Annotated in this window: 15 protein-coding genes; 7 read left to right on the top strand and 8 right to left on the bottom strand. The window is 63.5% G+C overall.

Annotated features, from left to right (window positions below):
* The coding region (locus L981_RS20285) for a LysR family transcriptional regulator (protein ID WP_197067173.1) at nt 1–239 on the bottom strand (239 nt) is incomplete at its 3' end.
* 147 nt (nt 240–386) lie between these two features.
* On the opposite strand from L981_RS20285, the gene L981_RS20280 reads away from it, so the two are divergent.
* From L981_RS20280 to L981_RS20270, 3 genes are all read left to right on the top strand, one after another.
* Nucleotides 387–659, top strand: coding sequence for a DUF2798 domain-containing protein (locus L981_RS20280; protein ID WP_043620131.1), 273 nt, complete (start codon nt 387–389; stop codon nt 657–659).
* Nucleotides 660–827: 168 nt separating this feature from the next.
* Nucleotides 828–1,193: an SH3 domain-containing protein gene (locus L981_RS20275; protein ID WP_156134166.1), complete on the top strand. Its 366-nt coding sequence runs from the start codon at nt 828–830 to the stop codon at nt 1,191–1,193.
* Between the two features lie 113 nt (nt 1,194–1,306).
* Nucleotides 1,307–2,065, top strand: coding sequence for a trans-aconitate 2-methyltransferase (locus L981_RS20270; RefSeq protein WP_043620127.1), 759 nt, complete (start codon nt 1,307–1,309; stop codon nt 2,063–2,065).
* Between the two features lie 61 nt (nt 2,066–2,126).
* Here the strand turns inward: L981_RS20270 and L981_RS20265 are convergent, their stop codons facing one another.
* Together L981_RS20265 and L981_RS20260 are read right to left on the bottom strand one after the other, a co-directional pair.
* A complete protein-coding gene (locus tag L981_RS20265) occupies nt 2,127–4,286 on the bottom strand; it encodes an inverse autotransporter beta domain-containing protein (protein WP_043620125.1) in 2,160 nt (719 codons plus the stop codon).
* A 166-nt stretch (nt 4,287–4,452) separates the two neighbouring features.
* Nucleotides 4,453–5,292, bottom strand: coding sequence for an SDR family oxidoreductase (locus tag L981_RS20260; protein ID WP_043620123.1), 840 nt, complete (start codon nt 5,290–5,292; stop codon nt 4,453–4,455).
* A gap of 117 nt (nt 5,293–5,409) precedes the next feature.
* On the opposite strand from L981_RS20260, the gene L981_RS20255 reads away from it, so the two are divergent.
* Nucleotides 5,410–5,778, top strand: a complete 369-nt coding sequence (locus L981_RS20255; RefSeq protein WP_371258899.1) for a winged helix-turn-helix transcriptional regulator — start codon at nt 5,410–5,412, stop codon at nt 5,776–5,778.
* A 60-nt stretch (nt 5,779–5,838) separates the two neighbouring features.
* Here the strand turns inward: L981_RS20255 and L981_RS20250 are convergent, their stop codons facing one another.
* Entirely contained in the window at nt 5,839–6,717 is an 879-nt protein-coding gene (locus L981_RS20250; RefSeq protein ID WP_043620119.1) for a VOC family protein, read from the bottom strand.
* Between the two features lie 300 nt (nt 6,718–7,017).
* On the opposite strand from L981_RS20250, the gene L981_RS20245 reads away from it, so the two are divergent.
* A complete protein-coding gene (locus L981_RS20245; protein ID WP_043620117.1) occupies nt 7,018–7,440 on the top strand; it encodes a universal stress protein in 423 nt (140 codons plus the stop codon).
* Nucleotides 7,441–7,505: 65 nt separating this feature from the next.
* Nucleotides 7,506–7,850 (top strand): TraR/DksA C4-type zinc finger protein, encoded by a 345-nt coding sequence (locus tag L981_RS20240; protein ID WP_043620115.1) that lies wholly within the window; start codon nt 7,506–7,508, stop codon nt 7,848–7,850.
* Nucleotides 7,851–7,852: 2 nt separating this feature from the next.
* On the opposite strand, the gene L981_RS35175 is transcribed toward L981_RS20240, so the two are convergent.
* Nucleotides 7,853–8,632, bottom strand: a complete 780-nt coding sequence (locus tag L981_RS35175; RefSeq protein ID WP_197067172.1) for a GNAT family N-acetyltransferase — start codon at nt 8,630–8,632, stop codon at nt 7,853–7,855.
* On the opposite strand from L981_RS35175, the gene L981_RS20230 reads away from it, so the two are divergent.
* A complete protein-coding gene (locus tag L981_RS20230) occupies nt 8,567–9,223 on the top strand; it encodes a hemolysin III family protein (protein WP_043620113.1) in 657 nt (218 codons plus the stop codon). The two genes, L981_RS35175 and L981_RS20230, sit on opposite strands and share 66 nt — an antisense overlap.
* A gap of 7 nt (nt 9,224–9,230) precedes the next feature.
* Here the strand turns inward: L981_RS20230 and L981_RS20225 are convergent, their stop codons facing one another.
* From L981_RS20225 to L981_RS20215, 3 genes are all read right to left on the bottom strand, one after another.
* Nucleotides 9,231–9,755, bottom strand: a complete 525-nt coding sequence (locus L981_RS20225; RefSeq protein ID WP_052201899.1) for a hypothetical protein — start codon at nt 9,753–9,755, stop codon at nt 9,231–9,233.
* Nucleotides 9,756–9,861: 106 nt separating this feature from the next.
* Nucleotides 9,862–10,269, bottom strand: a complete 408-nt coding sequence (gene msrB / locus L981_RS20220; protein ID WP_043620111.1) for a peptide-methionine (R)-S-oxide reductase MsrB — start codon at nt 10,267–10,269, stop codon at nt 9,862–9,864.
* Between the two features lie 84 nt (nt 10,270–10,353).
* Nucleotides 10,354–11,946, bottom strand: a complete 1,593-nt coding sequence (locus L981_RS20215) for an EAL domain-containing protein (RefSeq protein ID WP_052201900.1) — start codon at nt 11,944–11,946, stop codon at nt 10,354–10,356.
* Between the last annotated feature and the right edge of the window lie 22 nt (nt 11,947–11,968).

Raw genomic sequence — 11,968 nt, 5'->3', positions numbered from 1 at the left:
GCGGCAAGCTCCAGCTCATGTACGACGCCGCGCACCCGCTCGTAGTAAATCCGCCCGCTCTCGGTCAGGCCCAGCTGGCGCGTGGTGCGGCTCAAGAGCCGGCTGCCGAGCGTTCGTTCCAGGCGGGCGATGTTCTGGCTCGCGGAAGCGGGCGTAATCCCGAGCTTTCGCGCTGCAGCAGCGATGCTGCCTTCCTCGACGCTCCTGACGAAACTCTCGACGCCACGCAAAGTGTCCATAATACAATCCATCGAATAGAAACATCTATTCGATGGTTTTGCCTGTTTCTGAACAAGGCTGCAATGGCCTACCTGGCGAAGACTCGATCCGTATAGTGCGGCCAGAAACGAGGGGGTGGTCCCCTCGATCAAACCAGGAGACTTCCGATGGAAGACACCCTATCGGCGCCGCGGCTCGCGCGTAGCCGCAAGCTGCCGTCGCGCGCGGCGCCCATTGCCTTTGCCTTCTTCATGTCGGCGATCATGGCGTTCCTGATGTGCTGCGTCATCGTCGGCGCCAACACCGGCATTGACGCCGGCTACCCGGCCCGCGTGCTCGGTTCCTACGCGCTTGCCATGCCCGTCGCCTTTTTCTGCGTGCTCATGGTCCGCCCCGTGGTCGCGCGGCTGGTCGGCGTCGTCTGCCGCCTGCCAGGCTGACAAAGCCCCGTCCCGGAAAGCCGGGACGGGCGGCTTCGCCCAGGTCGTTCTCGGATAGGGGCGGCGCTCTCGTCGTGAAATCCATTCAGTTGCAATTCAGGCGAGGGGCCGCATTCTGTTTCCTGCCGCAACAACCGGCGGCCTGACCAAGGGGCAATCGAGATGGGCATGTTCAACAAACTGATGCCGGCGGCCATCCTGGCCGGGGCGCTCTCCGCTGCACTTCCCGCCACTGCAAGCACGTTCGTCGCCTGGGAAGTGTCGGGGGTCGACTGGAACGACGTGCTCAACGCGCGGGCCTGGCCATCCTCCTCCTCGGCGATCCGCGCCGGCTATCCCAACGGCACGAAGTTGCAGATGACCGGCCGCTGCATGAACGGCGTCGATCTGAAGCGCATCGCTCGCTGGTCGGTTTCCGCCCAGCGCCAGGCCGTGCGAGCCACCTGGTGCCAGATCTGGCACGATCCGCAGCGCAACGGAAACTGGCAGGAGGGCTGGGTCTACGGCAAGTTCATCCGGCCGGCGCGCTTCTGACGCGTTTGGGCGGCGACGATAAAGCGTAGGCGTGGCCGTCAAACAACAACTCCTGGTCGCATACTCCCGTATAAAGCGCAGCGTTGCTTTGTTTTATCGGGAGCTGAGGTATCGTGAACAATACCTATGGCAGACTTGCCTCTCATGTTTATAATTTAGACAAATATATTGGAAAGTCTTTCGGCGACATCGAGTATTACCGGAAGAGGCTCGACGGCTGTCGTGGGCCGATCCTGGAGCCGGCTGTCGGCAACGGTCGAGCGCTGATCCCGTTGCTGGAGGCCGGTTTCGATGTCTCCGGGTTTGATGCTTCGCAGGACATGCTCGACTATTGCCTCGCCCAATGTGCTAGCCGCGGCTTTGCGCCGGCCCTGTCGCGCCAGACCTTCGAGACCTTCAGCTATGACAAGCGCTTCGAGGCGATTGTCGTGCCCGCTGGTTCCTTGCAGCTGATCGCCGATCATGCAGCGGCATCGGCCGTATTGAAGCGCTTTTACGATCACCTGGCGCCGGGTGGTCGGTTGATCTTCGATCTTTACCCGGGCGACATGGTCGCGGACCTGCAGCCGAATGTGCGCAGCTGGCAGACGGAGGCGGGCGAGCTTTTGACCCTGACCAGCCAGCGGGTGAAGACCGACATCATCGGTCAGACGACCGTATCCCACCTGCGCTACGACCTCTGGCACGAGGGTCGGCTGGCGTCGAGCGAGCTTGAATTCTTCACCATGCGCTGGTGGGGCGTTCAGGAAATGGCGCTGACGCTACAGGCGGCCGGCTTCGTCGATCTCGTCGTTTCCGGCGACTACACCTTCGGCCGTGCTCCAAAGGAAGGTGACCATGTTGTCACCTTCGAATGCCACCGCCCGGCATAGTGCACCGAAGCAAACCGGCAAAAAGAGCCACGCCCGGTCGCCCGGGCGTGGCTTCGGGCTATCAGCGGCAACGGGCCGCGGCGTTGCCCTGGTCGAGCTTGGCGCCGTTGACGGTCAGAACCGAGCCCGGCGACTGGGTGATCGTGCCGGCCGACCAACCATTGTCGAGTGTGCAATCCTTCGGCGTGTTGGTGACGTTGACATTGCCGGTGACGTCTTCGGCCGGGCCCGAGAAGTAGAGGCCGGCCTTCCCGGCCTTGTCGACGGTCATGTTCTTCAGCACGATGTCGCGCACCGGTCCTCCAAGGAATTCGAACTCGTTGCCGTAGATGAAGGCGCCATAGGTGCCGGCATTCGTTACCTTGACGTCCTCGAGCGAAATCCCCGAGACCGGATTGAAGAAGATGCCGGCGTTGCGGGTGCCGTCGACGGTCAGTCCCTTGACGTTGACGTTGGTGGTCGTCGCATCGAGGTTCGGGCTCGATACCAGCATCAGCCCGTTGATGCCGCCAAAGAGCCGCATGTCGTTGATCGCGACATTGGAGGTGCCTTGTAGCACCACGAGATCCATGTCCCGGTCCTGCTTGGCATTGTCGACCGTCACGCGGTTGAGGCTGACATCCTTGCCGGCGACGAGCAGCACGCCTTCGCGGCGGGAGTTGCTGATCGTCACGTTATCGAGCGTGACGTTTTGCGTGCCGGTGACCAGTTCGTAATCGGTCCGTCCGACTTTCCTGAACTCGCCGCCGGCAAAGACCCCATAGGTGACCTTGTCGATGACAGTATCGCGCACCGTTACGTTGCGGCTGCCGACGGAGCTGACGGCGGCATAGGGTGCCTTGTTGGGGTTGTAGATCGAGAATTCGCAGGTCGTGTTGTTTTCGCAGATGTAGAGGTCGTGGATGCGGCTGTTCTGGACCAGTGCGCCATCGACCCGCGTGAAGCGGATGCCGTCGTGGTTGGTCGCGGCAATATCGACATTGTCGACGGTAACGCCCTTGGCGTCGGTCGCCGAAATACCCGCAAGACCGCCGCGGACCGAAAGCGACGAGATGGTGCTGCCCGACGCCATGGCAATGACGTCCTGGGCCGGGTTGTAACCGGTGATCGTCGTGGCTGCGCCCCGGTTGACGAAGGTTGCGGTCGCGCCGCTGCGCGCGCCGTTAACGGCGATTGCGCCGCCGCCGCCAAGGAGCGTCTGGCCGTTGCCGAGCGCGAGTGTCCGGTCGAGACCGAGGTTGCCGTCTGCAAGGATCAGCGCGTCGGCGCCGGCAGCTCCGATCAGGGCGTTGATGTCGGAGGCATTGCCGGAGGCCGATGAAACGGTCACGACCCGGCCGGCGTTACGGCCGGTGCCGGCAAGCTGTGCGGCCTCGACGTCGCCGGTGGCGCCGGCATGGGTGCGGATGCGGGTGGCGCGTTCGACACGCTGGGTCATCGGATCGAAGGCGTCGGCGGTCGAGCCGGTCGCGCCGAACGGGATGCGCAGCCGTGCCATGACGGCGCCCTTCAGCTTGTCCTCGTTGTCATAGGTGCCGGTCACGCCGAGCGAGACGGTCGATTCCTCTGAAAGACCCGGCAGGTCGGCAAAGGTCAGCTCTGCACGCAGCTTGGCGCCGAACATGTCGCCGAGGTTGCGGCCGCCGTACCAGTAGCTGCCGCCGAAAACCTTCAGCTGAACGTTGGAGTCTTCGGCGAAAACAGGCAGGCGCCCGCCGATTTCGGCGTCGATGCCGCGCCGCGCCCGTTCCTTGCCTTCCTGGAAGACGAGCACGTGGTCGCGCACATAGGCGGCATTGAAGGCGCTCAGTGTCTTGGCGCCGGTCAGGGGCAGGTAGAAGTTGCTGCGCATTTCGAGGTCGCCGCTGAGCGCCTCGAGACCGAAGGACAGCTGGCTGAAGGAATTGCCGTAGTCGCTCTTCAGATAGTCGTAATAGCCGTAGCCGCCGATGACCCACTGGTCGTTGGCGCGGAAGCGATAGCCCGCACCGATGGAGCCCTGTCGGACGGAGTCATTGGCAATGGTCCCGCGTGTATCGATGAAAATCGCATTGCCCGAATCGAGTACGAAGGGGAGGAAGAAGCCGCCGCCGGCAGCTGACCCTCCGCTGAAGAAGCCGCCTTCGATTTCCGCCTGCGGACGAAAATCCACCGCCAGCGCGGGGCTCGAAAGAAGTGTGCTGCTTGCCAGGGCAGCCGCAAGAAAATTCTTATTTTTCATATTATTAACTCCGCATGTATGCGGCCTTGGGCGAGGCCGGTTGGGCATGCGGTTAAAATATGTGAGTATAATACTCAAGTTTATTGATCGGTTGTCGGCGAACTATCCAGCGGCGTGTTGACGCAGGCCGCCCGGGTGTGGACGGGCGGCCATCGTGTGGGGCCGGTCAGGCCTTGAGGGCCGCGGAATTGTCCCTGGCGTAGGTTTCCAGGCTGCGCGGCGCGTGGCCGGTCAGCGTCTTCACATCGCCGGTCGGGTTTGCCACCCAGCCTTCGCGCACGGGATGGAAGATCGAGGCGAGGAAGCGGGCGTAGTCTTCGGGCACGCCAGCGCCGACCAGCATGCCGACGAAGGTCCCGTCATCGACCGGCGTGTAGGCGACCGGCTTGCCGGTCACACGCGACAGGATCGCTGCCGCCTCGCCATAGCTCAGCGCTTCCGGCCCGGTGAGGTTGAAGGCGCGGCCGTTGAAGGTGTCGCTCGTCAGCGCTGCGACGATGCTTTCCGCGATGTCGCGGGTGTCGATGAAGCTCGTCTTGCCTTCGGCCGCCGGAACCGCGATCGCGCCGTGGCGGATACCTTCTATCCAGTAGCTCTGGAAATTGTCGGAAAACCAGTTCGGCCGCAGGATGACGAAGGGCGCTCCGCTTTTCTCGAGCTGCAGCTCAAGCTGGCGATAGGGGATCTTGTCGTCCGCATCGACGCCGATGACGGTCATCAGCACAACCTTGATGCCGCGCGCGGCAGCGGTGGTCATGATCGGTCCGACCAGCCCGACCGGATCGAGATATCCCGCCGGCGTCAGCACGAACAGACGGTCGACGCCTTCGAGCGCCGGGCCAAAGGTTGCGGCATCCTCGTAGTCGAAGGCGACGGCTTCCGCGCCGTCAACGGTTGTCGCCTTGCGGGACGCGGCCTTGACCGTCTCGCCACGCGCGACCAGTCCCCGTACCACCTTGCTGCCGATCGTTCCGTTCGAGCCGAGAATCAGAATCTTGCCTGCCATCGTTTTCTCCTAAGTATCCAAATGAAACCATGTTGCTAATGGATACTAGATATTCGTGCGGGAAAATGCTGTAAAGGAGGCAGTTTTTGGTGACATGGTTTCCGCCCGGAAACCGCGATGGGGTGCCCGATGGAGTACGACGTCTATATCCAGACCTGTCCGACCCGCCTGGTGCTGGACAGGCTTGCCGACAAGTGGGCCGTGCTGGTGCTCGGAAAGCTCGATGAACAGCCGGTGCGCTTCAACCAGTTGAAGCGCGAGATCGACGGCGTCTCGCAGAAGGTGCTGTCGCAGACCCTGAAAAAGCTGGAGCGGGATGGGCTCGTCAGCCGCAGCGTCTTTGCGACGGTGCCGGTGACGGTGGAATATGCGATCACGCCGCTCGGCCGCACGCTGACCTCGACGGTCGCGGCGCTCACGCGCTGGGCGGAAGAGAACATAGAGGCCGTGCTGCAAGCCCAGCAAAAATACGACCGCAGCGCCTGAGGCGGCTGCGGCCGGCAAGTTTGCCACGGGCGCCAAGGCGCCTGTGGCCGGGAGAAAGGATCAGGCGACGAGCTTGAGGCCGATGCCCCAGGGGTCGACGAGGCTGTGGCCGTTACCGTTGCGGCTGACGGCGATTTCCAGCGCTTCGAGCTTCGCAAGCGCTGCCGTGAGTTCAGCCGGCTCCTTGTACTGGATCGTGTAGTCCGACAGTCCTGTCATGTGGCCTTCACGTTTCGGCGCGCCCCGCGAGTTCCAGATGTTGGCGGCGACGTGATGGTGGTACTTGCCCGTGCCGAAGAAGCTCGCGCCGGGATAGCGTGCCATCAGCCCCAGGCCCAGGACGTCGCGGAAGAAGGCGTCGGCCTGAGGAATATCGGAAACCTGCAGGTGGATATGGCCGATGGCCGTCCCGTCCGCCATGCCGCCCCAATTGTCCTTGGGCGCTTCGTCGTAGAGCGCCTGCAGATCGAGCGGCAGCGTATCCATGCCGACGGTGCCGTCGGCCTTGAAGCTCCATTCGGCCCGCGGTCGGTCGCGATAGACTTCGATGCCGTTGCCTTCCGGATCGGCGAGGTAGATCGCCTCGCTGACCAGGTGGTCGGACGCGCCCTGCAGCCGGACATTGTTGTGTGCGATATGGGCGAGCCAGCGGCCGAGTTCTTCGCGGTTCGGCACGAGAAAGGCGTTGTGGAACAGGCCGGGCGCGTTGCGCGGTGCCCGCGCGGCGTTACCCTCGGTCGTCAGCGTCAGCAGCGGGCGGCCATTGACGCCGAGCGTCTCGCCGCTCTTACTGGCTTCAATCGGGCTCAGGCCCATGATCTTCTGATACCAGGCGGAAACGGCCGGCAGGTCCTGGACGACCAGATGCGCATGCTCGACGTGCGCGGGCATGGCAAGCGCATGGTCGGTCGGCATGTGGAAAGTCTCCTGCGAGGTCATATCGGTCTCCTTGGCATCGAAGCTACGGCCGGTTCGCCGTTTCAGTTTCGTCGAAACTGCTCGGAATATGGGCCGCCTCGTTCGTTCACGGAAGACTGTCAGTCACTTGATGTTGTGTTCGACGCGCGTTGACAGTGATTGTCGTCGCCCTACCTCATTTCGAGTGGGGCCATGCGCGCGCAGCGCTTTCGATTTGATTTCAATCAAAGCCGAAGATGCCGTCGAGGCGCAATCTTGAGACGAGGGATTGGCCTGTGGCAGCAGCCTGGCGATCCGCGTGGGCAACAGAAGGAGTACAGCATGTACAAGAAGATCATCGTCCCGATTGCCATGGATCAGCTCGAACACGGCGAGTCCGTGCTTGGCATTGCCGAAAAGCTGATCGATGAAGGGGGCGAGATTATCCTGCTCAACGTCGTCGAGGACCTGAACGCCTATGCGCAAGGCTACATGATCGTCGACTTCCCGCTGGAAATGGTCGAGGAATCCCGCAAGCAGGCGCTGAAGACGCTCGAGGCGCTTAAAACCAAGCACGGGATCAAGGGCCGCATCGAAATCCGGACCGGCGGGGCCGCCGGCACCATCAACGCCTTTGCCAGCGAAGAAAACGCCGATCTCGTCATCATCGCATCCCATCGGCCGGGCCTCATCGACTACTTCATCGGATCGACGGCAAGCCGGGTCGTCAGCCATTGCCCCTGCGCCGTTCTCGTCGACCGGTAAGCCACGAACAACAAGAGCGCATGCGGCGCGTGACCTTCGCGCCGCCACCGCCAAGGAGTCTTCAGATGGACAAACATGGGCTTGACGACTTTCACGACCGCCTGACCCGCCGCAAGGCCGAGCTGCAGGGGCGTCTGGTCAAGATCGAGCACGATCTCGATGAGCCGATGAACGCTGATGTCCCGGACCGGGTGACCGAGCGGGAAGGGGACGAGGTGCTCGAAGGCCTTGGCCTTGCGGGCCAGGAGGAAATCCGCGGGATCGACGCCGCGCTCGATCGGATCGCCGCCGGCACCTTCGGAACCTGCGTGCGCTGCGGCCTGCCGATTTCGGCGGCGCGCCTGCAGGCCGTGCCTCATGCCCCGCTCTGTCAGGACTGCGCCGCAGAGGTCGCCCGCGGCGGGCGGTGACGTCAGGCGGTCGTGCCGCTCCCCAAATCCACTTTCAGCCGGGGCAGGAACCGCCCGGGGATCACGCTCGACGCGACGACCCCGTCATCGACTGCCCCCATGCGGCGGTAAAAGTCGGCCGCACCGGGGTCCGCGTCGATCGTCATGACCGTTGCACCCCGCCTGCGCGCCGCGGCGACGCACCAGTCGAAAAGCCGTCGGCCAATGCCTGCCGCCCGTGCTTCCGGTTCGATGAACAGCTTGTCGAGTTCGACGTGGTTGCCGCTCCCGCGGACCTGCGCCAGGCCGACGATGCGTTCACCGTCCGTGGCCACCTGCAGGTCCGAATCCGTCCAGTCGTCGGCCGTGAGCGTCAAGGCCGGTCGACATGCTTCAAGAAAAGCCTCGTCATAGCCCCAAACAGCCTTCGATCGCAGGCAGAGGTCGCTGAGCACGGCCGCTTCCTCCGGCTGAGGGGTGCGCAAGACTGACATGATGATCCTCCCGATCGGCGTGTTCCGGCCGTTCATGTGGTCATCGCCGTGGCCTTGGGCAAGCCTCCTTCCAAACTTCGCAGATTTGTTATGGCATTGTTGTAATGCGTTGCAAAAGTTGATGCTTTTGCCGCGCCGCTCCTTCTTTGCGGCGGCGAAGCCTTGTGGCAGTGTGGTGGAAACGTTGTGGTGCGACGGGCATGCGCGCTGCTGGAGAAGAAAAGGCTCGGGGAGAGGGAATACGTGGAGTTCGCAGGCGTCAAATGGAACTATGACCGCTCGGAACTGATTGCCGACGGCATCGTTCATGGCATCGGCCTGGCTGCTGCCTTGGTTGGCGTGACCGCGCTGATCTTCTACGCAACGCTATGGAGCACGACCGGGCAGCTCGCCGCCGCGGCCGTCTATGGCGCCGGGCTGCTTGCGACCCTCTCGATCTCCTTTCTCTATAATCTCTACCCGGTTTCACGCACCAAGTGGTTCCTGCGCCGCTTCGACCATTCCTCGATCTTCGTGCTGATTGCCGCCACCTATACGCCGTTCCTGCAGCGCGGCCTCGATGATCCGTTCCTGTTCGTGATGCTGATCGGCATCTGGGCGATCGCCGGTCTTGGCGTCGCCATCAAGTGCCTCTTTCCGGGGCGCTTCGACCGGCTGGCGATCCTGCTCTATCTCGCCATGGGCTGGAGCGGCGTGCTCGCCGTCGGCCCGCTGCTGTCGGCGCTGACGGCAACGACGCTCGTGCTGATCCTGATCGGCGGCATCATCTATTCCGCCGGCGTGATCTTCCATGTGTGGGAAAAGCTGCGTTTCCAGAACGCCATCTGGCACGGCTTCGTCGTGACAGGGGCGGCGGTGCACTATTCGGCCGTGCTGACCTGTTTCAGCGCCGCGTCCTGAGGGGCGATCAGTTCGGCGCTTCGCCGGCCGCCGCAGCGATCGGTGGATGCTGACAGCCTTCCGAAGGCCTCAAGGCCTCCGCCATGCGCGAAATCACGCCGTCGAAGCTGGTGAGCCGGGTCTTGCGGTACTGCAGGCGGAAATAGGCGGCGCTGCCGTCACAGAGCGCGATGGCGCGGGTATAGAACACTTCGTCACCGCGCGCGCCCGAGAAACTCGCCCAGGCCGCCGTCACGCGGGAATAGGAAATCCGCCAGTCACCCTCCCGCTCGTAACCCATGCGGTCGTTGACGTCGGTCTCGAAGTCACCGTCCATGAGCGTGCTGCCGAAGACCGAAAGGGTCGCGCCGTTGTCGCTGGCATGAAAACTCGCGCCATCGCCATTATCGCCCTCGCTCTGCAGTTCGAAGCCGGGCGGAATGTCGAGCACATAGCCAAATCGGGCGTTGGCGTAGGGAACCCAATCCTCTGCCGCCGACGCCGTCAGGGCGGAAGGGAGCAGCAAGGCGAGGGCAGTCAGGATGCGTAGCATGCGGACCTCCTCTCGCTTGCTCGATCTATTACTTCTAGCGTGGTTGGCGCCACGGGGCGGTTCCCGGCGGAACAGCACCCCATGCCACTCCTTCCAGGCTCCGGTGTCAATCCTCGGTAAACGTCATCGCATGGCCGTTCAGGCAATAGCGCAGCCCCGTCGGCGGCGGGCCGTCGGGAAAGACGTGACCGAGATGGGCGTCGCAATCGGCGCAGCGGATTTCCGTGCGCACCATGAAGTGGGAGCGGTCCTCGATCTCGCGGATCGCCTGATCGTCGATCGCGGCGAAGTAGCTCGGCCAGCCGCAACCGGAATCGAACTTGGTGTCGGAGCGGAACAGCGCCCGGCCGCAACAGACGCATTCGTAGGTGCCGGTTTGTTTGTTGCTGAGGAAAGGACCGGTGAACGGACGCTCGGTGCCCTGCTGTCGCGTGATGCGATACTGCTCCGGCGAGAGCTGCGCCCGCCACTCCGCATCGGTTTTCACCACTTTCGGCGTCTTTACGGTCGTCATGAAAGTCTCCTGTCGTTGCGGCGACTATATAGGAATGCGCGACCGCGCGCGCAAACATCGCCAGCGCCCGTTCCGTGACGGACCTCAAGCGATTTCGCGGCGGATCACCGCCGGCCCGGCGCCGAGCCTGCGTTTGCTATCGTTGTAAAAGGCGATGAACTCGGCCGCCGGCAGCGCCTTGGAAAACAGCCAGCCCTGGCCGTATTGCACGCCCCGCTCGATGAGATAGTCGGCCTGTTCCTGCCGCTCGATCCCCTCGGCGACGATGTAGAGATCGAGCGATTTGGCGATGTCGATGATATGGGGCGTGATCGAGCTGGTGGCCGAATCGGTGCCGATCGTGTCGATGAAGGACTTGTCGATCTTCAGCGCATCGAGCGGAAGCTCCTGCAGGTATTGCAGGCTCGAATAGCCGGTGCCGAAGTCGTCGATGGCCACCGAGTGGCCGCGCCGGCGCGCTTCCTCGATCGTCGTCCGGGCGGATTTCACGTCCATGAAGCCGCGTTCGGTTGCCTCCAGCCAGATCTGTTCCGCTATTATGCCGGTGTTTCGAAGCGCGGTCTCGATCACCGGAAGGATGCGCCCGGATTTCAGATCGTCGGCGGCGAGGTTGATGGCGATGTGCAGCGAGCGGTCGGCGACGAGCACGCTCTTCAGCTCGGCGATCGTCGCATAGAGAACCTGATCGGTGATCTCCTCGATCAGCCCGTTTTCCTCCGCAAGAGGGATGAAGAGATCCGGCCGGACCATCTGCCCATCCGGCCGCCGCCAGCGCACCAGAGCCTCCGCGCCGACGCAGATGCCGGTCTTGAGCTCGATCAGCGGCTGGTAGTGCACGATGAACTCGCGCCGATGCACGGCAATCGATAGCTCGCCGAGCGGCGACAGGCGACGCCGGGACAGCCAGACGACGAGCCCGACCATCAGCGCCGCGACCAGCGCCCCGCCCGGCAGGAGCAGCAGGCGTTCCCGATCCATGTCGCTGAGAATGGCGATGCTGGGCGCAGTGGCAACCGCGATCCAGTTGGCGTCCCGTGACGTTGCAAAGAGGTCGTCGGCATTGCTGCCGGTCTTCGGAAGATCGGCAAGCTGCTCCGTGAGCTGCGGGTCAGGATCGTTGAGGGTGCTGACCAGCACGCCGTTTTTGGTGGCGACGGCAAGCCGGGTGCCGGGCTCTGCGATCACGTCCACGAAACGGACCGGGTTGGTCAGCACCGTATAGGAGCGGTACCGGAACGCCGTCATGGGCGCGCCGGTGCTGATTGTCGGAAACATCCGCGGGATGACCTCGACGCCGTTGCTTGCGAAGAAATCGGCCGGTGGTGCGCGGGTGAGGCGGCGCGGCGGGTAGCCCCACGAGGTGCATCTGAGCAGCCCGTTCTCGAAATAGCCGATGTCCTCGATGGCGGTGGTGTTGACGACCAGCGAGCGCAGCGCCGCGATATGGGTGGCCATGCATGGCGGAAGGTCGAGCCGGTCGGCTGTCTTCAGCGCCCGCGACGCCTCATCGAGCGCGGCGTCGGCGCGCATGATGGCATAGTCGGCGAGGCGGGCAAGCCGTGCCTGCTCGCTACGCACGGCGATCGACCAGGAAAGGTAATAGGCTGCCAGCATCGGCAGGATCGCGCCGAGGGCAGCCAGGATACTGGCGATGACGACTATGCGAGATCGTTCCAAGCGGGTCCCGCCCATTCGATGT

This window comes from Ensifer sp. ZNC0028 (genome assembly GCF_000799055.1).
Taxonomy (GTDB): Bacteria; Pseudomonadota; Alphaproteobacteria; order Rhizobiales; family Rhizobiaceae; genus Ensifer.
The sequence above is the reverse complement of the archived record's forward strand: the minus strand, read 5'-3'. Positions and strand labels throughout refer to the sequence as shown.

Coding starts and splice junctions, on each gene's coding strand:
- L981_RS20260 (WP_043620123.1), bottom strand. CDS start 5,292: ATGGCAGGCAAGATTCTGATTCTCGGCTCGAACGGAACGATCGGCAGC.
- L981_RS20280 (WP_043620131.1), top strand. CDS start 387: ATGGAAGACACCCTATCGGCGCCGCGGCTCGCGCGTAGCCGCAAGCTG.
- L981_RS20225 (WP_052201899.1), bottom strand. CDS start 9,755: ATGCTACGCATCCTGACTGCCCTCGCCTTGCTGCTCCCTTCCGCCCTG.
- L981_RS20255 (WP_371258899.1), top strand. CDS start 5,410: ATGGGGTGCCCGATGGAGTACGACGTCTATATCCAGACCTGTCCGACC.
- L981_RS20250 (WP_043620119.1), bottom strand. CDS start 6,717: ATGACCTCGCAGGAGACTTTCCACATGCCGACCGACCATGCGCTTGCC.
- L981_RS20245 (WP_043620117.1), top strand. CDS start 7,018: ATGTACAAGAAGATCATCGTCCCGATTGCCATGGATCAGCTCGAACAC.
- L981_RS35175 (WP_197067172.1), bottom strand. CDS start 8,632: ATGAACGATGCCGTCGGCAATCAGTTCCGAGCGGTCATAGTTCCATTT.
- msrB (WP_043620111.1), bottom strand. CDS start 10,269: ATGACGACCGTAAAGACGCCGAAAGTGGTGAAAACCGATGCGGAGTGG.
- L981_RS20240 (WP_043620115.1), top strand. CDS start 7,506: ATGGACAAACATGGGCTTGACGACTTTCACGACCGCCTGACCCGCCGC.
- L981_RS20265 (WP_043620125.1), bottom strand. CDS start 4,286: ATGAAAAATAAGAATTTTCTTGCGGCTGCCCTGGCAAGCAGCACACTT.
- L981_RS20275 (WP_156134166.1), top strand. CDS start 828: ATGTTCAACAAACTGATGCCGGCGGCCATCCTGGCCGGGGCGCTCTCC.